Below are 23,456 nucleotides of genomic sequence, written 5' to 3' on the forward strand. Positions count from 1 at the left end.
TATGTATAAAATATCCATAAACAGACCCATAGCGACGCTCATGTACGTTATAACGTTAGTTATATTTGGCTACATGAGTTTTAAGTCTATGCCATCCGCTCTATTTCCAAATATTGACTTTCCTATTGTTACAGTTAAGACTATCTATCCAGGCGCAGAGTCAGCTACGGTTGAGTCTCAAGTAACCGACAAGATAGAAGAGGCGCTATCGCGTATTGGCGGGGTTGACAGTATTACCTCAACAAGTAGTGAAGGCGCTTCCGTCGTCATAGTAAAGTTCTTTTTAGAACGCGAAATAAACGAGGCGACAAATGACGTGAGGGACAAGGTGTCGGCCGTGCTTCTTCCTCGTGAAGCTAAAACGCCACTTGTTAGTAAGTTAGACATAGGTGGTGCGTCGGTCGTTAACGTTTTTCTAACTGCAAAAAATGACACTGTTGCAAATCTTATGTTATTTGCAGATGAAAAAGTAAAACCAACTCTTCAAAAAATCAATGGCGTTGGTGGAATAAATATCATTGGCTACAAAGATAGAGAGATAAAAATCTATCCAGACGTAAACTTGCTCAATAAGTTTGGTATTACCATCACTGAACTAAACGCAATTGTAGCTCGTGAAAACGTAAAAATCGGCGGAGGAAAACTCGTTACCGCGACAAATGAGTTTACGCTAAAAACAAAAGCGGACGCGCTAAGCGTAGATGAGTTAAAAAACATACAGATAAAAGACAACCTCAGACTCAAAGACGTTGCAAGAGTACAAGATACGCTCAGCGACGCAAAGAGTTATGCCTCATATAATGGAGTGGAGGGGATTATGCTCGAAGTGCAAAAAATCTCTGGCACAAATACTATAGAGATTATACAAAGAGTAAAAGAGGCTCTGCCTGGCTTAGAAAAACTTGCAGGAGATAGATTTGGCGTTCAAGCTCTTCAAGATACTTCTCCTTTTATTGTAAGCTCATTGGAGCAAGTTGAATTTGACCTTCTCTATGGTACGTTTCTAGCAGTTATCATTATCTTCGTTTTTTTACGTAACTTTACCATTACCATCGTCTCCGCTCTGTCTATTCCAGTCTCTATCTTTGGAACTATTGCGCTGATGAACTACATGGGTTTTGATTTAAATAAAATGACGCTTATTGGTCTTACTCTCTCTATAGGTATCATCATAGATGACGCCATCGTTGTACTCGAAAACATCTACAAAAAGATGGAAGCGGGCATGGGAAAATTTGAAGCTGCATTTGAAGGGACTAAAGAGATGGCGTTTGCCATTCTTGCTATCTCCGCTATGCTCCTAGCTGTTTTCATTCCAGTAGCAAATATGAGCGGTATAGTAGGAAAGTTCTTTGAGAGTTTTGCTATGACCGTTGGCTTTGCAGTTGTTATCTCTTTTACTATCGCTATGACGCTTATGCCAAGCATGAGCGCTAGAGTTCTTCATAAGGGAGAGAGTAGGTTTTATAACGTTACTGAGCCATTTTTTAAACTACTCGAGAAAATCTATGACGTTCTACTAAAGTTGGTTCTGAGATTTAAAATTATTACTCTTATTTTAGTTATTGGCATATTTGTTGGGAGTTTGAGTCTTTTTCCAAAAATCGGTATGGACTTTATTCCTAAAGAGGATAAAGCGGAGTTTGAAGTTCAACTAAGAGCTGCTGCAGGTATCTCTTTAGAGGAGATGATAGTAAAGTCTAAAAAGATTGAAGAGCTTATCCAAGAAGATAAAACAGTGGCATTTACAACTCTTAGCGTTGGATATAACAGTGTTGCAGAGAAAAATAAAGCACTCATCTATGTAAAACTTGTTGATAAAAAAGATAGAGTGCTTAATCAAGAGCAGATTATTCAAGATTTTAGAGATAAGTTTAAACCCTATCAAAAAGATCTATTTATAACTGCGGCACAGATTCCAAACATAAAAGGCGCTGGCGTTTCCGTTCCTTATCAGATAATCCTAAAATCTGACTCATTTGATGATTTAGCGGTTGCGACTAAAAACCTTACTGAGTATCTTGCACAGAAAAAGGGTTTTGTGGACATTGACACAAATCTTGATGAGGGAAAACCCCAAATTGACATAAACATCATCAGAGAAAATGCAAATCGTCTTGGCGTTTCCGCTTCACAGATCTCGCAAGCCATCTCTACCGCGTTTTCAAGCGATTTAGAGATTTCATACTTTGAAGAGAATGGTAAGCAGTACAACATTACCCTGCGTTTTGATGATGAAAACAGAGTAAGCATAGAAGATATCAAGAAGATTCAACTTCGCGCTTCAAATGGCCAACTTGTATATCTAGATGGTTTAGTGAAGTTTACGCAGACTAAATCTTTAGCGTCTATCTATCACTTCGATAGACAACGCCAAGTTACTGTATATGCTGACCTTTTTGGGCTTGACCTTGGAGGTGCTGTAAACTATACAAATGAGAAGATAGATTCTCTTATGCCTGCTGGCGTTATATATAGATTTACAGGTTTTGCCGAAGAGATGGTAAAAACGGGTCAAGCGTTTGGAGCTGCCATTGGTCTCTCAGTTATACTAATGTTCATCATTCTTGCAGTTTTATATGAGTCGCTCATACAGCCTATCATTATTATGATGGCGTTGCCTCTGAGTATTATTGGAGTTATGCTCGCGTTATACATAAGTGGGCAACAATTTAGTCTTTTTGTTATGATTGGATTTATGCTTCTAATGGGTATGGTTGGTAAAAACGCCGTACTACTTGTTGACTTTGCCAATACGGCGATTAAAGATGGTAAAGACGTAAATGAAGCGCTTCTTGAAGCGGGTGAAAAACGTCTTCGTCCAATCCTTATGACAACGATGGCAATGATATTTGCGATGATACCACTTGCAATGAGTACAGGTCTAGGAAGCGAGACAAACGCGCCAATGGCGATATCTGTTATAGGTGGGCTTATAAGTTCTATGATACTTACTCTTCTTGTAGTGCCAGCCATATATAAGCTCATCAACCCTATAGATAGATGGCTAAGAAAATGGTATGAGTCAGGTAAGGTAGAGTAAATATAAAATCATGAGAAAAATAAAAACTGGCACAAAAATAATGCTACTCTCACTCTCAATGTTGACTATCATGTCAAATGTAGCGGTAGTTACTATGCTACCTCATTTGAGTGACGTTTTTTCTTATGAACCAAACATAGAGCTTTATTCAAGACTTATGATAACGCTGCCCTCTCTTGCCATAGCTCTACTTGCACCTTTTTTAGGTCATCTAATCCATAACTTTGGCAAAAGAAGAGCGGCTATCTCTGCGCTTCTTGCATTTACTCTCTTTGGAACGGCAGGTCTCTACTTAGAGACCATATATGAACTCCTTATTTCACGATTTTTCTTTGGTATCTCCATAGCTGTTTTAATGATAGTCTCAACGTCTCTAGTCGGTGATTATTTCTCAGCACAGACGCGCCATAAGTTTATGGGTATGCAGAGTGCTTTTATCTCTCTTGGTGGAATAGTATTTATAGTGGGAGGAGGCATCCTCTCAGATATAAACTGGCGTTACCCATTTTCTATATACTTTTTAGGGCTCTTAGTCCTTATATTTGTTATTGCTTATCTTGTAGAGTTTAAAGGGAGTCACACTCAAGAGAGTGAAGATAAAAACATCAATAGCAATCTCTTTTTCATCTATCTCCTAGCGTTTGCGTTTATGCTTGTGTTTTATATCTTACCAACGCAGATGCCTTTTTTAATGATAGATGTTTTTCATGCGAGTGGTTCTATGACAGGGCAGATAATCGCCACGGCATTTGTTTTTAACGCCCTTGGAGCACTAAGTTTTTCAAAATTAAAAAACTATTTTAACTTTAGCACTTTATATATTTTGGGACTCTCTATAGTCGGTATTGGTTTCTTCGCCATAGGTCAGGTTAATGATATTAGATTTTTCTTTCTAACCTCGCCTATCGTTGGTTTTGGAGGGGGAATACTCATGACAAATACAACTGCGTGGATGCTAAGTAAAGCCCATAGTACAAAGCGAGTTAAAGCTTCTGCTTATCTGACTAGCTCTCTGTTTTTAGGACAGTTCCTCTCACCACTAGCTACTATGCCTATAGTACACCATTATGGAGTTCAAAACTTTTTTAGTATATGTGGTATCACTATTTTAGTTTTAATACTCTTGTTTAAAGTATCTCTTTATTTATTATCAAGTTCATCTTTTAAAGTACGGTAAAGTACTTTATATGTGGAGCGATTAAATATATACTCTTTAGTATTAAAAAGCGTATCAAACATTATTTTCCAAAGGGTTGAAAAGTTGGCTTCATCTTTTTTGTCACACAACTGTTTTTGCATTTGAAGCTCCAGTTCTGCTAACTTTGTAGCTTGCTTTACATACTCTTTGAGTATCTCATAATCAACGCCAACCTCTTTAAAATTTTCTATGAGAGTAATGACTGAAGCCTCTTTTTGCGTAAAATCATCTTCAGATAAAGGCATTAAAATCCGCTCTTGAAGTAACTCCTCAAGTAAAACTTCATCAATGTCAAAATACTCTATAAACTCTTTTTTACAAAAGTGTTGAGAGTTAACAGGTATACTACTTAGAGTCTGCATAAGAGGAGCGAGCATTGTGTATGAGCTAGAAAATGAGTTGTTTTTCTGTTTAAGAGCTATTTTGATATGCTCATTAGTACTTCCCATCTCCTCTTTCATGTATTTTATATACTTGATGAGTTCTAGATGCTCATCATTGTATCTATGCACATTTGACTTTAACTTTTTTGCCTTTGGTAAAAGACCCTCTTTTATATAATATAATATGGTCGATTTTGGTGTACCACTCTTAGCTACAAGTTCAGAGATTTTAAATTCCACATTAGCACCTTGTTAATAATTGATTAAGGATTATATCATATAATTCAAAACGACAAGTAGCACTTTACATTTTAAAGGAAATAGATTATGAATTATATTTGGAAGATATTTGTAAAAATAGTTAAAGGCATTTGGGACGTTCTCTCATACTTTTTTGGTTTTCCCTATGAAGCTCAAGCAAATAAGATAGACTCGGAGAAGATAGATCCGCTCTTTAGAGGTCCCGAAAATGAAAAAAGTGATCAAAAAATATATAGAGCTAACAAAGTTAGTAATTAACAAGGAATCTTCATGTTTCAAAAAAAAACTATTCTCTTAGGCTTTTTTCTACTTAGCACTTTACTAAATGCTTCAACAATGTACTCTCTATCTGGCGTCAAGAAAGTCTATCCAGTAGTAGAAATTTCAGCTAGAAGCGTCCCTGCTGAGTACAAAGCGTTAGCACAAAATGAAATTATTGCCATTGCAAAAGAGTTAAACATTGATACAAGTGGTTATGATTCAACATCTTTAGCGCTTTTAGTTAATGAAAAAAATATTAACGATACAACTCTAATAAGCATGAGGTTGCTTATTGGTGAAACGGTTATAAGAGCTTCAAACAAAGAGAATATTTTTGCGCTTACTTACGATAATAAAGAGAGCTTTATACTTGAGGAGATCGATGAGATAGAAGATAAGTTTGAAGATACTCTAGATAGTCTTCTAACAAAGTTTTCCGAGCAATACAAAGAGGAGAATAAGCCCTCAATCAAAACAACTATATCCGAGCATGACTTTGCGTCACAGATGCGGTATGAAACTAACTATGACGAGGCTGTAAGAAAAGCAAAAAAATATCACAAAAACATTATGTTTGTACTTGTATCTAACTACTGTCCTTGGTGTCGTAAATTTGAGCAAAAAGTTTTGATGAATCCAAAAGTAGATAAAACTATACAATCTAAATATATTCCTCTTATTCTTAATAAAGAAAAAGACAAGTTTCCACAAAAATTTAACAGCTCATTTACTCCAATAATGAACTTTTTAGATTACAAAACGCTAAAAAGTTATAAAAATATCATTGGATACAATAATAAAGATGAGTTTACTTACTTTATAAAAAAAGACAAATAGGATGAATAACATAAGACTTATATGTCTCATTCTAATTCTATTTCTAAGCAATGTAAATGCTAGTGAGTACAAGTCAGTCTTTGACTGTAGCTCTTCTGACGCACAGTATATTGCAAGTCGCATCTCCCTTATTGACAAAACAATAGATATGATAGAGAATGATGGCGACAGTATTAAAGTTGCGCTAACGCTTCATGGGGCATGTGTAGCGATGGTTTCAAGCTCCTATGAAGATATAACTGCAGATGAAGATTTAAAGTATATTCAAAAAGCCCAAGAGAGGCTAATCTCTCTATCTAAAAGAAAAAATGTTGAAATAGTAGCTTGCGCAATGTCCCTAAACGCCAACGCAATAGAAAAAGAAGAAGTTCTTCCATTTATACATATCTCTAAAAATAGCTTTATTGACACCATAAAGTATCAAAATCATGGCTATGCTTTGATGACGTTCAAGTAATCTAGAGGAACTCTTTTTTAGCGTTTTCTATAACTCAAGGCCTCTAGTATATGTGCCTTTTGTATAGTCTCGCTTTCATCTAAATCTGCAATGGTTCGTGCAAGTTTTTGTACCTTTTTAATCCCTCTAAACGTTAGAGTAAATCTCTCTACCGCCATTGTTAGGGTTTCATCTGCTTCTTTAGATAAAATACAATATTTTGATATATCACTATCTTCTATATGCGCGTTGAATGTATTTTGCCCTCTTTTTTTAGAAAATATGTGCGCTGCGACTACCATCTTATGCATCTCTTTAGAACTTATGGTAGAAATGTCACTTGCACTTACATTTTGCATCACCACATTCATATCTATCCTATCTAAAAAAGGATCTGAGAGTCTATTTTTATACCTCTGTATTTCAAGTTCGTTACATCGGCACTCTTTATTGGCATTAAGCAAGTTGCCGCATGGACATGGATTCATAGCACCTACAAACAAAAAGTTTGCAGGATACTCTACTTTTGAGTTTACCCTAGATATTCTTATCTTTTTATCTTGCATAGGCTCCCTAAGAGACTCCAAAACACTCTTAGAAAAGTGAGGTAGCTCATCGAAAAAAAGTATTCCATTATGAGATAGTCCCACTTCGCCAATTTTTGCCTTATGGCTTCCACCTCCAAACACACTTGCTGAAGTAGATGTATGATGTACACTCTGCATAGCTCTTTGAGGTTTAAAATCAGCCTCTTTTGAATCTAGCACCTGTAGTTTAGCTAAGTCTAGTATTTCACTTGTCGTCATTGGTGGGAGTATATATCTTAAACGATTTGCTATCATACTTTTTCCACAACCTGGACTCCCTTCATATATTATGTTATGAAATCCAGCAGCAGCTATAAGTGCTGCTCGTTTTGCTACTTCTTGCCCTTTCACATCTATAAAATCATAGTCATACTCTTTGATATAAAAATATTTCTCTTTATTTATTTCATAGAAGGGGTGCTCTATTTCGCTAGAAGCAAAGCTTGGAGTTGCACTCTGCTGGTTTTTTAATATATCTACGGCTTCTTTTATATGTTTGATGCCATAAAACTCTATATTAGGTATCTTAGAGAGTTTAGCAAGAGCTTCATAAGGTACGATAGCCTTTTTAATAAGGCTTTGATTTGCTAGTGATAAAAGAAGTGGATAGAGCTGTACATTTTCTTTGACGTTTCCATCTAGGCCTAGTTCGCCAAATATGAACCATTCTTGTAAATCTATGTCGGCATCATTAAGCAAAATTAGAAGGGCTATGCTCAAATCAAACTGACTGCCTGACTTTGTTAGTTCAGAAGGAGCAAGCGAGAATGTTATGCGTTTAGGAGGAAAAGAGAAGTCGTTACTTAAGAGTGCGGATTTAACTCTCTCTTTAGACTCCGTTATAGCGGTAGAGGCCATCCCAACTATAGAAAAAGAGGGAAGACCCTTAGTTAGAGTAGACTCCACTTCAACTATCTTTGCGTCAAAACCTTCATATGTAGCACAGTAGACAGACTTCATAACTCTAACCTTCTTTAAGATTAGAGTATGATAACTCTTTTATTGCTCTTTTACTTGAAAAATGACATATTGTCATATTTAAATTATTTTTTCTCTTTTAACATTCTTTTATACTCTTTTTCAAACTTTTTTCGTCGTGAGTATGAAAGCTTGTCTATAAAAAGAATACCCTCTAAATGGTCTATCTCATGCTGTATTGCTATACTTAGGAGTCCATCTGCTTCAAGAGTTTTTGTGTTTCCATCTCTATCTTGATAGTTGATAACAATATTTTCATATCTTGAAATATCTTCGTAGAACTTTGGCACGCTTAAACAGCCCTCTTGATATACCGTTTCACCAGATTTGTGAGTAATTATGGGATTTATTATCTCTAGAAGATTTTCATATGGCTGTTCGCCGTCATCATCAGGTATATTTAAAATAAGTGCGCGAATTGGTTTTGCTACTTGAATAGCGGCTAATCCTATCCCATTTGTATCCATCATAACTGGATACATTGCATCTAAAAAATCATGAAGTTTTTTATCAAATACTTCTACATCGGTAGATTTTTGACGAAGTCTTTTATCTGGGTATTCTACTATGTTTAATTTCATGCTATAACTCTTTATCAAGACCTAAGAGATACAAAATAATCTTTATCTTCAGCAAGGTATGCTTTTTCAATGCCATCCATGGATGACACAACAATTTCTTCAACAGAAAGCGTAGAATCAACGTCCGTTATACCAATAGATATCTTTAAGAGTATCTCTCTATCTGCTAAGAAGAAGTTAGAGCTAGCAACTAAGTCACAAAGTCTTTCACTCGCTTTTTTTGCGCTCTCTATGTCTGTATGTTTTAAAAGCATAGAAAAGACGCCATTGCCATAATGAGCAACAATATCGCTTCGTCTTGAAGTTTTTAGCAGAAGCCTAGCAATAGTTCTAGTCATAAGAGTTATCGCTTTTTCGTTCTTTACGCTTGCTTTTAAGTCACGTGAAAGTTCAATCATAATAAGAGAACTCTGGTGATTAAACTCACTAATAAGCCCTATCTCTTGCTCTATTTTTGTTAAAAGGTAGCGTTTGTTATAAACGCCATATTGATTATCAAATATCGTCTCATTCTCAACGTTTTTAACAATTTTAGCGGTATCGTCATAGATACTCTTCATCTTAGAGCTTTGCGTTCTAAGAATGCTATTGAGCTTAGATACATCACCTTCAAGCGTTCCCACTATTGCCAATGCGTCTTTGAGTTCTGGATTATTACTAAGTTCATTCTTGCGTTTATCTAAAATCTTTGTCATTAAAGACATGTTTTTGTAAAGTGTCGCCGTAACGTTTAATATACTTTTTACCGATGTAAAGCCTTGTTTTAAACTCTGCTCTAAAAGTATTGTATTTTCAGCGTCATTACTCTCTTCTAGTTCTAGCATAGAGTGAATCTGTTTACGTAAGTTGTCACTTTTCTCTTCTAAAAGTCTATCAAAATAGAGAGAAAAGTTATTTGGAGTAGGAGGTAGATTATCAGCTATAAGAGAGTGTAAAACCTCTTTAGAGTAGAGTTCAATATCACTAGACGGAGCATCCATATTTAAGGCGTTAACCATTGGATCTTCTGTTATTTCACCCTCTTTAGTAATATTTCTTCTACTTCTAGCTGAGTCTGACATTTTACTGCTCCTTACTCTTTATCTTTCTTTGTAAGCACTTCATCTATCATACCATAAACTCTAGCCTCTTCAGCACTCATGAAGTTATCGCGATCTGTGTCTTTTTCAACTTGCTTTATGCTTTTGCCCGTATTTGCAGCGATAATAGCATTTAACTCAGCTTTCATACGTTGTATTTCGGCAGCTTGAATCTGAATGTCAGAAGCTTGACCTTGCGCGCCACCTAGAGGTTGGTGAATCATAATACGTGCGTGAGGAAGAGCGTAACGCTTACCTTTTTCTCCTGCTGTTAGTAAAAAAGCACCCATAGAAGCAGCTTGACCTATACAAATAGTTGCAACATGTGGACGAATATAATTCATAGTGTCAAAGATAGCCATTCCAGCAGTTACTACTCCACCTGGAGAGTTAATGTAGAAGTAGATATCTTTTTCAGGATCTTCAGCTTCAAGAAAAAGAAACTGTGCAACTATAGTAGAAGCAACTTGATCATTTACTTCTCCACTAAGCATAACAATTCTATCTTTTAAAAGACGAGAGTAGATATCATAAGAACGCTCACCGCGTCCCGTCTTTTCAACTACATAAGGAATATAGCTCATGATTTATGCTTCTAACTTTTCGTTTAAAAGAGTTGTAAGAACTCTATCTTCTACCATTGACATTTGAATTGCAGGTAAGTATCCAGCGTCTTTATACTGTTCATATGCTTTTTGAGGATCTTGACCTGTCTGCATTGCTTCATAGTATATAGTTTGCATAACTTCTTGCTCTTCTATCTTAACGCCTTTGTCTTGAGCTAAAGAGTCTATGATAAACGTAGCTCTAACGCTTCTAGAAGCGTCATCACGGAAAGTTTCACGAAGTGAAGTTAATTTATCTGCGTTTTCACGTAGTTCTTTAATCTCATCTTCACTCATAGTTCCAGCTTTTTTGTTTAACGCCATGTCAATCTCTTGCTCAACTACAAATTCTGGTAAGTCAAATGATAGAGTATTTACTAACTTCTCTAAAAGTTGAGGCTTTAAATCTTCGTTATAAACTTTTGAAAGCGCTTCATTTTCAAGTTGAATTTTTACTTGTTTTTTAAGCTCTTCAACTGTAGCGTTTTCTTCACCTGGAAGCATTTTTTGAGCAAATTCATCGTTAATTTCAACTTCTGCTTTTACTTGAATCTGATTTACTTTTACTTTGAACTCCGCATCTTTACCTGAAAGTGCTTCTGAACCGTAATTTTCTGGGAAAGTAACTTTGATTACTACTTCTTCATCACGTTTTACGCCTATTAGTTGATCTTCAAAACCTGGAATAAACTGATTTGAACCTAAAGTAAGTGCGAAGTTTTTACCTGTACCGCCCTCAAAAAGAACGCCATCAATAGAACCTTCAAAGTCAATAACGGCTACATCGCCCTCTTTCATTTTACGATTACGTTTAATATCTTCAAGTGGAGCTTGGTTTTGAGCGATATCTTTAAGTCTAGCGTCAACGTCTGCATCGCTAACAACTGGTTTTTCAAAATCTGGAACCATAGAAGCATACTCACCTAAATCAATAGCTGGACGCATAGCAACTTTTACAGCAACTTCTATTTTATCATCAGATTTTTCAAACTTAGAAATATTTGGCTCACCAATTAAAGACTCATTAGAGATTTCTAATTCTGCTAAACCACTACTTAAAACCTCACGTAAAGACTCAGACTCAGCGTCTTCTACAAGCTTCTGACCATACTGTTTTTTAACTATAGCTACAGGTACTTTACCTTTACGAAAACCTTGAACGTTAGCTGTTTTAGAAAGTTGCTTAGCAATTTTTTCTATATTTTTATTTACCTCATCCATTGAGATTGTTGCTTCTATTAAAGCGTTAGCACTGTCGATTTTAGTTGATTTGATTTCCATCAATTTCCTTTATTTATATTACATTTATCTAGTTATAGAACTATTATTTTGAGCAATAATACCAAAAATCTGCTTTTATCTAGCTTTTACAAATATGCGGTTTAAAATTTAAAATAAGTATCCACAATACTGCTACGTCTATCATTACGTCTGCAAAATTAAAAACTGCAAAATTAAATCCACAGTGCCAGTAGACCATATCTACTACGCCCTCATGAATAAACCTATCATATATGTTTGAAAATGCTCCGCCAAGAAGTATGCCTACGGGGAATGCGTAACAGAGTTTATTTAAGTAAAAGATATAAAAAACAACGCCACTTACTATTAGTAATTGTAAATATTTCAAGTACTCATCTAAAAACGCAAACATTGAAAACGCCACGCCCTTATTGTATACAAGTATCAAGTCTATACACTCCGTGTAGTATCGAAATCCATCCACAAAAAGCATTTTTATATTTTGATCAATAATAAAAATCCCTACAAGTGAAAAAAGAAGTATAACTCCTAAACGCAACCTATGATTAGCCATTAAGCGCCGCTTGCAAAAAATCTACCATTTCATCCATTCTTTTATTCATCAACTTACTGTCTTTTGCTTCTAAAAGAATTCTAAGTTTGTTTTCTGTTCCTGAGTATCTTATTAAGTGGCGAATACTTTCTTTATCCAATGCTTCAAGTTTCTCTTTTAAGCCAACTATTTCAGCTAATGGAAGCTTATTCTTTATGCGAATATTAACCAATTTTTGAGGATAGAGAGAGAATGGACGCAATAATTCTGATGCAGGCTTTTTCTTATCTATTAAAAGTGCTAAAACTTGTAAAGCGCTTACAAGCCCATCTCCAGTTTTTGCATAATCATTAATGATTACATGACCACTCTGTTCACCCCCGAAGTTGATTCCCTCTTTTTTCATAATTTCTAAAACATGTTTATCGCCAACATTTGAGCGAAAGAGCTTAAGTGAATTTGCATTCATATAATCTTCAAGGCCTTGGTTACTCATAACAGTAGCAACAATACCTCCACCTTTTAGTGCTTTTCTCTCATGAAGATAAACGCCCAGAGCACCTAAAAGCTGGTCACCATCTACTACCTCGCCTTTTTCATCTACAACTACGAGTCTATCTGCATCACCATCAAGAGCAATACCTAAGTCTGCTCTGTATTTTCTAACGCAATCACTTAAATCTTTGGGATGAAGAGCACCACATCCCTCATTTATATTAAAGCCATCTGGTTTATTATGTAACACTATAACATCAGCTCCTAACTCTTCAAGCACAGTTGGACCAACCTTATATGCAGCGCCATTTGATGTGTCAAGCACTATTCTTATACCTTGAAGTGTCATGTGAACCGGAAATGAGTTTTTAAGCTGCACTATATAACGACCTATTACATCATCTATACGTTTTGCTTTTCCAATGGATCTTGCAGTAACTTGTGCATCTTGAATTAACTCTTCATTATAATAAATCTCTTCGATTTTTGCTTCAACTTCAGTAGTAAACTTATCTCCATGAGCATTAAAAAACTTTATTCCATTATCTTCAAAAGAGTTATGTGATGCGCTTATCATTATTCCAGCGTCACAACGCATATTTTCAGTAATAAATGCGATAGCAGGAGTTGGCATAGGACCAATTTCAATTACGTCATACCCTATCGCAGTCAAGCCGCTCACTATTGCATTTTCTATCATATAACCGCTTCTACGCGTATCTTTTCCAACAAGAATCTTGTTTGTAAGCGCAGTGGGTTTTAGGTATATGCCCGCAGCCATAGCGATTTTCATAGCCATTTCAGCGCTTAAAAATGAGCCTGCCTCTCCGCGAACTCCATCTGTTCCAAATAGTTTCATCTTTCTTCCTATTAGTAGTTTTAAAATCACTAAAAGAAAATTCTTTTTAGCATAGTTTTTATAATGGTATTAAAAAAGAGACTCAGACCAAAGGGAGGATTTGCTCTCTTTTTTAATGCCATTATGAAGATGGTAACATCTAATATAGTGATTTTAATGCATTTTACCACCCTTTAACTTAATTTTAATTATCTTTAAGCTATTATTGCGCACTTAAATTCCAAAAAGGACTAATAATGGCAAATCACAAGTCATCAATTAAGAGAATTCGTCAAACTATCGTTCGTACAGAGCGTAACCGTTTTTACAGAACTCGTCTTAAAAACATAGTAAAAGACGTTAACTCTGCAGTTGAAGCGGGTAACAAAGAAGAAGCAACTGCTGCATTTAAAGTAGCTAACCAACAAATTCACAAGTTTGTAAGCAAAGGTATTCTTAAAAAAGAGACTGCAGCTAGAAAAGTAAGTCGTCTACACAAATCTGTAAACGCTATATAATTAGAGCATAAAAATATGCTCTCAGATAAACTAACTCCGTTTATCAACCGCTATAACGAACTTAGCGACTTGCTAAGTTCACCTGACATTACTTCTGACATCAAACGTATGACAGACCTCTCAAGAGAACAATCAAATCTTTTACCTATTGTTGAAAAAGCAAAAGAGTATAAAACTCTTATTCAAGATATCACTGATACAAAAGAGATGCTTGGTGATTCTGAGATGGGTGATATGGCAAAAGAAGAGCTCAAAGAACTTGAACCTCAGATAGCGCTTTTAGAAGAAGATATCAAAATGCTTCTTCTTCCAAAAGATCCAAATGATGATAGAAATATCATTGTGGAACTTCGCGCTGGAGCTGGTGGAGATGAAGCAGCTATATTTGTAGGTGACCTGTTTGACGCATATACTCGTTATGCCGACCTTCGTGGTTGGAATATTGAAATTATGAGCACATCGCCATCTGACGCAGGTGGATACAAAGAGGTAACTGCGCTTATAAAGGGCGACCAGGTATATAGTAGGTTGAAATATGAAGGTGGAACACATCGTGTACAACGTGTTCCAGCAACAGAATCTCAAGGTCGCGTTCACACGTCAGCTATAACAGTAGCAGTAATGCCTGAAGTAGATGATGTTGAAATTAACATTGACGAAAAAGATTTAAAGATAGACGTTATGCGTTCTTCTGGTTGTGGTGGCCAATCTGTAAATACTACAGATTCCGCCGTTAGAATTACTCACTTGCCATCTGGTCTAGTAGTAACCAACCAGGACCAAAAATCACAGCATAAAAACCGTGAAAAAGCGATGAAAGTTCTTAAAGCTAGACTTTATGATCAGCAAATGCAAGAGCAACAGTCTGAAAACGCGGCAGAGCGTGCAGCACAAGTAGGAAGTGGGGATAGAAGTGGTCGTATTCGTACATATAACTATCCACAAAACCGCATAAGCGATCATAGAATAAATCTAACGCTCTACAGACTTGGTGAGATTATGGGAAGTGGGCTTCTAGATGAAGTTGTTGAACCTCTTATAGCTGACCATCAAGCAAAAATAGTTGAAGCAGCTGGACTCTAATATTGATTTTCTGCCTCGATAGAGGCTAGCTTTAGTGCCTTAGCGGCTAGCGAAACTATATGGGCTTTTGCTCATATAGTGTTTTAAATAGTAGTTTCCCACTCAGTAATAAAAGTATTTTTCACTAATCCCTTAAATGTAATAGTTCTATCATTCATCCCCAAGTATAAAGTCTCTCCACTCGTAGGATAAACCTCTATATTATTACCTACTAAACCTTCTTGTAGCGCTCTATAGAAACATGCAGCCATTCCCGTGCCGCAAGCGAGTGTCTCATCCTCAACGCCACGCTCATATGTGCGAACTCTGAGATTTTCTCCATCTACACAAGCTATGTTCACATTTGCATCATACTTATAACGCAGCTCCCTGAGCTCCTCTATATCAAACTCTTCCACACTCTCTCTAAAATTTACCAGATGAGGAACGCCTGTATTTAAATGCCACCAAGATCTTCCATTAAAAGTTATCTCTTTGTCTATGATAATAGGAGGCGTTAATTCACTTAGAACAATTCCGCTCTTTTCATCTGACTCTTCAACTCTCGCTTTTATAACGCCAGCTCCCGTTAAAAAGCTCATTTCCTTAGGAGCCAGTTTATTTATAAACGCATAATGGGCAGCTGCTCTAGAAGCATTTCCACACATATCGGCATGACTTCCATCAGAGTTATAAAATTGCCACTCAAAATCATACTTATCACTTGGTAAAAGTACCACAAGACCATCTGCACCAATTCCATGCTGGCGATGACATAATATTTTGGTTAACTCCGTTCTGTCTTCTTTAATATCTGCGTGAAACATAACAAAGTCATTCCCACTAGCACTATATTTTGCTATTTTCATAAATACTTAGCCTTAATTTTTTCTACAAAATCTTCACACTCTTGCTGAAGATGTTTTAAGTCTTTTGAATTATCTATTACCCATGTTGCACGATCGCGTTTTTCATCTATGGGAAACTGAGTTGCTATTCGCTTTAAAGATTCCTCTTTTGAGTAACCATTACGTTGCATAAAACGCTCAAGTTGAACATCTGCGGGAGTGTATACGACAACGCTATCTTTTATATCATAGTTATTATTTTCAAAAAAGAGGGGTATGTCTATGAGGTAGGGAAATTTTAATCTATCTTGTTTTTCACTGCGTTTAAGAATTTCAGCACGAATTTTAGGGTGTAAATAATCTTCTAAAATCTTTTTTGCATCTTCATTTGCAAATATATATTCGCCAAGTTTAGGTCTATCAACCTTTGCTAGTCTTATATATTTTGAACCAAATGTCTCCTCAACCCAAGAAACCGAAGCATCAAGAATTTCATGACTTATGGTATCTGCGTCAATAATCCGCATTCCATTAAGAGCCATAAGCGAAGCAACAGTACTTTTTCCAGTAGCTATGCTACCAGTTAAAGCTATAGCATATTGAAATGCCATTAGTTTTTAATGATGCCTAAGTACTCTTTACGCACATTGTTACCCATCGCAAATGCTGCAGGATGAACGTCGCAGTTATAGTAATCTAAGTTATCAAGCATATCAGCACGATGAAGTATAATATCTGCAGTTGGATGATACTCTTTAGAAGCTAAAAGAGCAGTCTCGCCATTACCAATGTTAAAAGGCATGATTACTTTAGTGTAACGACCAAGTATTTCCATAATAGCCTTATTCTCATCTGTATTATCTAAAGATGGATGTGTAGTAACTAAGAGGCCATCCTCTTTTAGTACACGGTTGTGGTGAGCAAGTATCGCTGCATCGGAATCTAACTCTGATATAACAACATCATAACTACCATCAGTTAACTCACGTAATTTACTTAGGTCAGCACCGATAACATCAAATGGGATGTTATCATGCTTTTGAACTTCAGCAACTAATGCATCTGCATTATCACTCACAATTAAAATATTCTCAGGGTTCTTGTTTGTACAAAGTGCAACATGTACCATCATTTCGTTATATATAAAATCTTTCATATTAATTTATCCTTATTTATTAGTGCGATTTTATCCAGTTTTGGATTAATTTTACTTAATATAGATATAATTGCAAAATATTTATAAAAACATAAAGGTAACTCCATGGATATTAATTTTTACAAAATAAGAAGAAATTGTAGAGTATTTCGTATAATACTTGGTGCTGTATTAATAGTTGCAGCATTTATAGTTGAGGCTAGCTGGTCAAATTGGTTATATCTAGGTGTATTACCTCTAATTGCGGGATTAGTAAACTTTTGTCCATTATGTTTAATAACAAAAAAATGCGATTTACCTGAAGCATCGGAAAAAAACTAATGAGTCAAATTAGTTATAAAGATGCTGGAGTAGACATAGATGCTGGAAATAGCTTTATAGAAAATATTAAACCTTTAGTTAAAGCTACAAAAATTCCAGGCGTTATGGGTGGAATTGGCTCATTTGCCGGTGCATTTGAACTGCCAAAAGGATTTAAAGAGCCTGTTATGCTTGCAGCCACTGATGGCGTTGGAACAAAGCTAAAGCTAGCTATAGATAGCGGTATTCACCATACAGTTGGAATTGATTTGGTTGCTATGTGTGTAAATGATTTACTCTGTAATTTTGGAACTCCATCTTTTTTCCTAGATTACTATGCTACTGGTAAACTAGATGTTAAAAATGCCACAAATGTAGTGGCAGGGATAGCTGAGGGATGTAAACGTAGCGAGTGTGCACTTATTGGTGGAGAAACTGCTGAAATGCCAGGAATGTACTCTGAAGATGATTATGACTTAGCTGGATTTGCTGTAGGTGTCGCAGAAAAATCAGAAATGGATAGAGTATCTCTGGTTAGAGCCGGTCATAAACTTATAGCGCTACCTAGTTCTGGTCTTCACTCAAATGGCTTCTCGCTTGCAAGAAAAGTTCTTTTTGAAAAAATGAATATGAAATTTGAAGATGACTTTAATGGTAAACCTTTAATCGAGACCCTGCTAGAGCCTACTACCATTTACGTTAAAACATTTAAAGCCCTTAGAAATGAGATAGTAGCGATGGCGCATATTACAGGTGGTGGAATAGTAGAAAACTTACCTCGTGTGCTACCTGAAAACCTTATGGCGGAAGTTCAAAAAGATTCAATAAAGGTCCTTCCAATATTTGAGTTAATGGCGGAGCATGTTGATCGTGATGAGATGTTTAGAGCATTCAATATGGGTGTTGGAATGATACTAGTTGTTGAAGAGTCTAATGTCGAATCTGTACTCTCTAAGACTGATGGTTATTTAATAGGTGAGATAAAAAAGGGTAAACGCGAAGCTAAAATGATATAAGTTTCAGAGTTTATATCATCAAGTATTTCAAAGAAATACTTGATTGATTACTAAACTATTTAAATGGTTTAGATAAATCTTTTTTAATTGCACCTGGAACAGATGCAATCGTAGTAAATTCACCCATACTTAAAAGTGGATATGAAAGTGCTAGATAGTACTTTGCTTCAAGTGACTTAGCCTCACCATTTTCAATACTAATACAGTATGGTAACACAGCACCATTGGCACGTCCAATCTTTTTAACAAACTTCTTTGTTCTTCTTCCCAAATCATAGCCTAAAAGTGTACTATTATCTGATAGCTTGATTTCAAAAAGAAGAAGTTTACCTTTTTTATACGATTTAGCTTTTGCAAGAAGTTCTTCATTAGAACCTTTTGCTAAAGTATCATAATCTTCATAATAAGGCATTCCCATCATAAAGTGGTATCCAGCGATATCATCATCTTCCAAGATATCTTTTGAACCTTTTAAGCCTCGGAACTCTTTATTTATAACTTTAAGTTGAGACTCAAATACGGAAGCTTTGTAATCATCTTGCATATATGCTATACCAAAATACTCAGGGTTAGTAAAACTAATCATCTTATCTTTAGCATCAACAAAAACACGTAAAACTGCAGCAAATGCTCTACCCTCTTTTGCAGCCTCTTTCTTCAGTGCAGAGTTAGTAAAAACAATAGTAGTACCTTTTTTTACACTCTCATAACTCGCTACTACCTCGAAGCCTGCATTAGCAAGCTTCTCTTTTACACTCTTCTCATCAATATACTTACCAGTTAAATAAGCACTAATATCTTTTGCGAATGAACTTGTTGCAAAAGCCAAAAGAGTTATAAACGATACTAAAAATAATTTTTTCATCTTAATTTCCTAAAGGATTATTTGAATATTTTCTCTAAATCTTTAACAACTGCACCTGGTACTGTCATAATTCCCATAAAACCATTCATATCAAGAAGTGGGTAAGAAATAGCGATGTAATACTTTGCACTTAATGCTGTAGCCTTGTTATCTTCAATAGTTACACACCAAGGAAGGATTGCTGCATTTGCACGGCCTACTTTTTTAACAAACTTGCTTGTACGTTTACCAAGAGCATATCCTAAAAGAGTACTAGTATCAGAAAGCTTAAGTTCAAAAACAAGTTGTTTACCTTTTTTATACTTTCTAGCTTTTTCTAAAAGTTCAGCATTTGGACCTTGATCTAAAGTATCAACATCTTTATAATAAGGCATACTAATCATAAAATGATAATCTGCTAGACCATCAAAATCCCACACATCTTTAGAAGGCTTAAGCCCTGGAAATGCACTGTTAATACTTACTAAAGCACCGTTAAATACAGAGTGGTCATACTCCTCTTGCATAAATGCTTTTCCAAAATAAACTGGATTAGTGAAACTAATCATTTTATCTTTGTCATCAACAAATAGACGTAAAACAGCAGCATTCGCACGCATAGGTTTAGCAGCTTCAGCTTTAAGTGCATCATTTGTAAATACAATAGTTGTACCTTTTTTTACAGACTTATAGTTTGCAACTATTTCAAATCCAGCAGCTTTAAGTTTCTCTTCTGCAGCCTTAACTGATACATGTGCACCAGTAAGGTAAGTATTAACCTTAATACCTTCTAATCCGGTTTTCATTTCAACTTTAACTGTAGCTGGATCTATTTTTGTAAAAGCTTTTGCTCCAACTGAATCTTTCGGATTATATGGTAAAAAATTAGTTTCTGCAAAACTATTTGAAAACATAACTATCGATAACGATAGAATACTGAGTATTAATTTTCTCATTTTTCAACTCCTCCTAAATCTTTCATAATTCCAATAATCTCAACATCTAAGTCCATTGCGGATTTTATTTTATCTTTGTCCGTTATCTTCATAACATGTAACCAAGTCTCTAAACGTGGCATACCAACTACCATCTTATTTGAGCCGGGCTTGATGTAAAAGTACATAGCACATGGAGCTAAAGCGCCAGCATCTGGACGACCCTTATTGAAAATACCATACGAGTATGTAAAGTGACAAAGACCATATACAAAAAACTGGTCATACTCTTCAAAATCCATTTCTAAATCTTCTTCATATGTAGATTTAAAGTTTTTGAATCCAGCGATAATATATTTTTTTTCTTCAAATGCAGCTTCAAATTCCTCTTGAAATCCTTCAGCCCACTCTACGATATCACCTTCTCTATCTACTTCAAACTCAAAAGTCATCATAGGTTTTGCAGGAAGTGTATCATACTCACTAATTACAACTTTACCCCCAAAAGTATCAGTAGTCCATTTATCTAATGGCTCATACATTTTAATATATGCTTCTCTAACTGCTTTATCTTTTACGCCTGTAACATCTAGCATTAAAGCTGGGTCAAGGTGTCCAACATAAGTTTTATCTTCAGCTACATATTTATAAATATGGTAGTTAAAAGGTTGAAAACCTGCTGCTTGTGGTGCTTTTTTCAAGATGTCATAAAGTGCTTTATCATTTGCAATTGAAAAGAAGCCAAGGTTATCTAAGTTTGTTGTCCAAGCCTTATCATAATCAGGGTCTTCAGGGTTACCATAACGCTTTGAATAAGCATCATTGATTTTTTCATGTGGATCAGAAACACCAAATCCAGTATCTTCATTTAAAGTTCCGCCAAGAACTAACTCTTCGAACTTATCTTCTATATCTCCAGGTACTACATTAAAACGTACTGCTGGCGCTGCAAATGCAACTGAAGCCACTAGAGATAACGCAACTGTTGATTTTATCAGTTTATTTATCATTTTTATTTCCTTATTAAAGACAGATGGAATTATTTTATCATAACTATTATGAGTTTTATATTTTATTATTCATCAAGTAGGTTTTTTTTTAATTTGTGTGAATAATAGGATGTCGCCAAGAGAGGCGACATCAAAGTGTAAGAAGGTCTATTTAACTCTTAGACTAGAATTTGTATGTCATTGCAATGTTAACACCCATTTGTGAGTGAGTAACATCTGCTGATGAAGCTGCAGTTTGCCCAGCTATTGCTCCCGCTAACATATCTGTAGGAGTTCCAGTATATGGTGTTGCACCACCAGCTAATTGATATGCTGCTCCTTCAGTAAGACCAGATGTATCATAAGAAAGAGTAACTTCTGGTGCATATATGAATGCTGCATCTAGAGATAATGAATCTGAAAGATTTATACCACCACCAACTGTCATATGGCTTTCAACTACACCTGGGAAGCCTGAAAGATTAAAAAAGTTTTTAACAGCACCAACATAGTTTTCACCAGGTTGAGTAGTACCTTTTGCTCCATTTTGTTCTGTTATAGGATTAGTTCCATGGTTATAACCAATACGAAATGCCCAGTTATTTTCTGCATATTCGTAACCAACTGCAATTACAGTTTGATCTTCCCAACCAAAGTCGCTGTATCCAGCTGCATCACCCCAAGCTATTTGCTTATAATCTAATGCGATTGTGTTTCCATCAGTAGTGTAAGAAATACCTAAACCAATTTCAGCTGGTTGAGCAAGGTGATCCCCAGATGTAATTGCATCATTTACACCAAATATAGTAGTAGAAGCTGAAATTACATTTTCATATTCCATATCAATCTTAGACTTATATACAGCACCAAGTGTTAAACCATCAACACCGTCTACATCATATGCTAAACCAACTTCATAACCGAAGCTTGTATCATCAGCTAAAGGACTTTTTTGTGGTGCTGCAGGATTAAATGTATCATGAGCCATTTGAAGAGAACCATACTGAAGAATTGGTGTTACACCTAATGTCAATCCAGATGTTATATCAATAGCTAAAGGTGTAGCTACTTTTAAAAGTGCCAAGCTAGTGTACATAGAAAATGATCCATTTGTTTTACCTGTATAATCAGTTCCCATTCCAGCAGTACCAGTCATTGATACACCCCATACAACACTATCGCTTATTCTGCTAGCAAATGCAATTTCAGGAATAATGCTGAAATTTGCTAAAGAGTCAGAAGATGTAATTGCTGCACTAGGACCAGCAACTACATCGGCTGGGTTTCCAGTTGCAAATGCACTACCTGCAACTGGAGGAGTTGAAGTACCTTGGTAGCCATTTGCTCCAAAAGCTTGATTAATATTATCACCAGCATTAGAACCAAAAGCTACATTTGGCATAAAAAAAGTAACAGCACCAGTAACTTCCATATCTTTAACAGTAGAGATTAAAGCAGGATTTGCAAGGCCTGATTCAGCACCGAAAGATTTAGCAATACCAACTCCACCCATCGAACGTGATTTAGCACCTTGACCAATCATAACATCACCATTAGTTGCGAATGCAGATGTTGAGCCTAAAGCTAATGCAGCTACTACTGCTAATTTAATCGTTTTTTTCATTTTCTCTCCTCAGAGTAATTGTTTATCGAAATAGACTTTGCTATTTCTACTGCAGGTATTATATGTGAGTTATTTTTAAACGAAACTTAAAATAATTTCATTAATGATAACTTTTACTTATATAGTTTATTTTTATAGATTTATCTATTATAAAATAATATAAATATTATAAATATAACTCTTGATAGTAGTAAAAAAGGGCTTTAAAAGGGTATAAATAAATAAAAATAAATATATAATAATTTATATAATTAAAATTATGCTTTATTATAAAATATCTTATATGTGAATATAAGTAACATTCTTAATTCATAAGCTCCTAAAACATTCTATTAATTACTTTTGTACAGGGCAATATCATCTATATCATTAGCTTATAGGAAACAAAAATATAAAAAGTATAGGTGATGTTAATAATTGTATTGTATATAAAGAGTGTAAAGTAAATGTAAAATGGAATATTGATAAGAATAATATAAGCAAAAAAGGTTAAAGCCAATAAATAAAGTAATGATTAGAAGTAAAAAAGAAGAAATAACGATTAACTAGGCAGCGACCTACGTTTCCAATCCTGAAAGGATAAGTATTATCAGCGATGAGGGGCTTAGCTTCTGGGTTCGGAATGGAGCCAGGCGTTTCCCCCTCTCTATAGCCACCTAGACAATCAAAGCTAAAGACATCATCTGTACTCCACTTACGCTTTAGCGACGGGAGTATCGGCATTTAGTGCCAGATGTTCTTAACTTTGACTGTAAAAGTCAGTTAAAAGGGTAAATTGTAATTGTTA

General features: G+C 35.4%; 24 protein-coding genes and 1 rRNA gene. 9 read left to right on the forward strand and 16 right to left on the reverse strand.

Annotation, left to right across the window (positions count from 1 at the left end):
* Position 1: 1 nt before the first annotated feature.
* Both GJV85_RS12880 and GJV85_RS12885 read left to right on the forward strand, forming a co-directional pair.
* Positions 2-3,043, forward strand: a complete 3,042-nt coding sequence (locus GJV85_RS12880; protein ID WP_207561777.1) for an efflux RND transporter permease subunit — start codon at positions 2-4, stop codon at positions 3,041-3,043.
* A gap of 10 nt (positions 3,044-3,053) precedes the next feature.
* A complete protein-coding gene (locus tag GJV85_RS12885; protein WP_207561778.1) occupies positions 3,054-4,220 on the forward strand; it encodes an MFS transporter in 1,167 nt (388 codons plus the stop codon).
* On the opposite strand, the gene GJV85_RS12890 is transcribed toward GJV85_RS12885, so the two are convergent.
* Positions 4,184-4,864: a MerR family transcriptional regulator gene (locus GJV85_RS12890; protein WP_207561779.1), complete on the reverse strand. Its 681-nt coding sequence runs from the start codon at positions 4,862-4,864 to the stop codon at positions 4,184-4,186. The genes GJV85_RS12885 and GJV85_RS12890 overlap by 37 nt on opposite strands.
* An 87-nt stretch (positions 4,865-4,951) precedes the next feature.
* On the opposite strand from GJV85_RS12890, the gene GJV85_RS12895 reads away from it, so the two are divergent.
* The 3 genes from GJV85_RS12895 to GJV85_RS12905 are packed head-to-tail and all read left to right on the forward strand — an operon-like array spanning position 4,952 to position 6,440.
* Positions 4,952-5,143, forward strand: coding sequence for a hypothetical protein (locus tag GJV85_RS12895; RefSeq protein ID WP_207561780.1), 192 nt, complete (start codon positions 4,952-4,954; stop codon positions 5,141-5,143).
* 12 nt (positions 5,144-5,155) lie between these two features.
* Complete coding sequence (locus tag GJV85_RS12900) at positions 5,156-5,983, forward strand: thioredoxin fold domain-containing protein (RefSeq protein WP_207561781.1); 828 nt, start codon at positions 5,156-5,158, stop codon at positions 5,981-5,983.
* 1 nt (position 5,984) lies between these two features.
* Positions 5,985-6,440, forward strand: coding sequence for a DsrE family protein (locus GJV85_RS12905; protein WP_207561782.1), 456 nt, complete (start codon positions 5,985-5,987; stop codon positions 6,438-6,440).
* Positions 6,441-6,457: 17 nt separating this feature from the next.
* On the opposite strand, the gene GJV85_RS12910 is transcribed toward GJV85_RS12905, so the two are convergent.
* From GJV85_RS12910 to glmM, 7 genes are all read right to left on the reverse strand, one after another.
* On the reverse strand, positions 6,458-7,966 hold the full coding sequence (locus tag GJV85_RS12910; protein ID WP_207561783.1) for a YifB family Mg chelatase-like AAA ATPase: 1,509 nt from the start codon (positions 7,964-7,966) through the stop codon (positions 6,458-6,460).
* A gap of 83 nt (positions 7,967-8,049) precedes the next feature.
* Positions 8,050-8,565, reverse strand: coding sequence for a peptide deformylase (gene def, locus GJV85_RS12915; protein WP_207561784.1), 516 nt, complete (start codon positions 8,563-8,565; stop codon positions 8,050-8,052).
* 14 nt (positions 8,566-8,579) lie between these two features.
* The gene (locus GJV85_RS12920; RefSeq protein WP_207561785.1) at positions 8,580-9,626 is read right to left on the reverse strand and encodes a diguanylate cyclase; all 1,047 of its coding nucleotides are present in this window, start codon (positions 9,624-9,626) and stop codon (positions 8,580-8,582) included.
* A gap of 11 nt (positions 9,627-9,637) precedes the next feature.
* Positions 9,638-10,228 carry an ATP-dependent Clp endopeptidase proteolytic subunit ClpP gene (gene clpP / locus GJV85_RS12925; protein ID WP_207561786.1) on the reverse strand — a complete coding sequence of 197 codons (591 nt, stop codon included), beginning with the start codon at positions 10,226-10,228 and terminating at the stop codon, positions 9,638-9,640.
* 3 nt (positions 10,229-10,231) lie between these two features.
* Complete coding sequence (gene tig / locus GJV85_RS12930) at positions 10,232-11,530, reverse strand: trigger factor (protein ID WP_207561787.1); 1,299 nt, start codon at positions 11,528-11,530, stop codon at positions 10,232-10,234.
* Between the two features lie 79 nt (positions 11,531-11,609).
* On the reverse strand, positions 11,610-12,065 hold the full coding sequence (gene lspA / locus GJV85_RS12935) for a signal peptidase II (RefSeq protein ID WP_207561788.1): 456 nt from the start codon (positions 12,063-12,065) through the stop codon (positions 11,610-11,612).
* Positions 12,058-13,398: a phosphoglucosamine mutase gene (gene glmM / locus GJV85_RS12940; protein WP_207561789.1), complete on the reverse strand. Its 1,341-nt coding sequence runs from the start codon at positions 13,396-13,398 to the stop codon at positions 12,058-12,060. Before glmM ends, lspA begins: the two co-directional genes overlap by 8 nt.
* A gap of 236 nt (positions 13,399-13,634) precedes the next feature.
* Here glmM and rpsT point away from each other — a divergent pair, with 236 nt between their 5' ends.
* Together rpsT and prfA are read left to right on the forward strand one after the other, a co-directional pair.
* Positions 13,635-13,895 (forward strand): 30S ribosomal protein S20, encoded by a 261-nt coding sequence (gene rpsT, locus GJV85_RS12945; protein WP_207561790.1) that lies wholly within the window; start codon positions 13,635-13,637, stop codon positions 13,893-13,895.
* Positions 13,896-13,910: 15 nt separating this feature from the next.
* Positions 13,911-14,978, forward strand: a complete 1,068-nt coding sequence (gene prfA / locus GJV85_RS12950; RefSeq protein WP_207561791.1) for a peptide chain release factor 1 — start codon at positions 13,911-13,913, stop codon at positions 14,976-14,978.
* A gap of 83 nt (positions 14,979-15,061) precedes the next feature.
* Here prfA and dapF read toward each other — a convergent pair whose 3' ends face one another.
* Genes dapF through GJV85_RS12965 form a run of 3 tightly spaced genes read right to left on the reverse strand, consistent with a single transcriptional unit; the run spans position 15,062 to position 16,961 of the window.
* Positions 15,062-15,826, reverse strand: a complete 765-nt coding sequence (gene dapF, locus GJV85_RS12955) for a diaminopimelate epimerase (protein WP_207561792.1) — start codon at positions 15,824-15,826, stop codon at positions 15,062-15,064.
* A complete protein-coding gene (gene coaE / locus GJV85_RS12960) occupies positions 15,823-16,416 on the reverse strand; it encodes a dephospho-CoA kinase (RefSeq protein ID WP_207561793.1) in 594 nt (197 codons plus the stop codon). Before coaE ends, dapF begins: the two co-directional genes overlap by 4 nt.
* Positions 16,416-16,961, reverse strand: a complete 546-nt coding sequence (locus GJV85_RS12965) for a spermine/spermidine synthase domain-containing protein (protein WP_207561794.1) — start codon at positions 16,959-16,961, stop codon at positions 16,416-16,418. Before GJV85_RS12965 ends, coaE begins: the two co-directional genes overlap by 1 nt.
* Before the next feature lie 105 nt (positions 16,962-17,066).
* On the opposite strand from GJV85_RS12965, the gene GJV85_RS12970 reads away from it, so the two are divergent.
* Together GJV85_RS12970 and purM are read left to right on the forward strand one after the other, a co-directional pair.
* Positions 17,067-17,282, forward strand: coding sequence for a YgaP family membrane protein (locus GJV85_RS12970; RefSeq protein ID WP_207561795.1), 216 nt, complete (start codon positions 17,067-17,069; stop codon positions 17,280-17,282).
* Positions 17,282-18,277 carry a phosphoribosylformylglycinamidine cyclo-ligase gene (purM, locus tag GJV85_RS12975; protein WP_207561796.1) on the forward strand — a complete coding sequence of 332 codons (996 nt, stop codon included), beginning with the start codon at positions 17,282-17,284 and terminating at the stop codon, positions 18,275-18,277. The genes GJV85_RS12970 and purM overlap by 1 nt, the downstream gene beginning before the upstream one ends.
* Before the next feature lie 55 nt (positions 18,278-18,332).
* On the opposite strand, the gene GJV85_RS12980 is transcribed toward purM, so the two are convergent.
* The 5 genes from GJV85_RS12980 to rrf all read right to left on the reverse strand — a co-directional run bounded on the left by GJV85_RS12980 (position 18,333) and on the right by rrf (position 23,329).
* Complete coding sequence (locus GJV85_RS12980) at positions 18,333-19,142, reverse strand: hypothetical protein (protein WP_207561797.1); 810 nt, start codon at positions 19,140-19,142, stop codon at positions 18,333-18,335.
* Positions 19,143-19,159: 17 nt separating this feature from the next.
* Positions 19,160-20,077, reverse strand: coding sequence for a hypothetical protein (locus GJV85_RS12985; protein WP_207561798.1), 918 nt, complete (start codon positions 20,075-20,077; stop codon positions 19,160-19,162).
* Positions 20,074-21,066 (reverse strand): hypothetical protein, encoded by a 993-nt coding sequence (locus tag GJV85_RS12990; protein WP_207561799.1) that lies wholly within the window; start codon positions 21,064-21,066, stop codon positions 20,074-20,076. The genes GJV85_RS12985 and GJV85_RS12990 overlap by 4 nt, the downstream gene beginning before the upstream one ends.
* A gap of 163 nt (positions 21,067-21,229) precedes the next feature.
* A complete protein-coding gene (locus tag GJV85_RS12995; protein ID WP_207561800.1) occupies positions 21,230-22,669 on the reverse strand; it encodes an OmpP1/FadL family transporter in 1,440 nt (479 codons plus the stop codon).
* 544 nt (positions 22,670-23,213) lie between these two features.
* Positions 23,214-23,329, reverse strand: a 5S ribosomal RNA gene (rrf, locus tag GJV85_RS13000).
* Between the last annotated feature and the right edge of the window lie 127 nt (positions 23,330-23,456).

Origin of the sequence: Sulfurimonas aquatica (assembly GCF_017357825.1) — a bacterium.
GTDB classification, from domain to species: Bacteria; Campylobacterota; Campylobacteria; order Campylobacterales; family Sulfurimonadaceae; genus Sulfurimonas; species Sulfurimonas aquatica.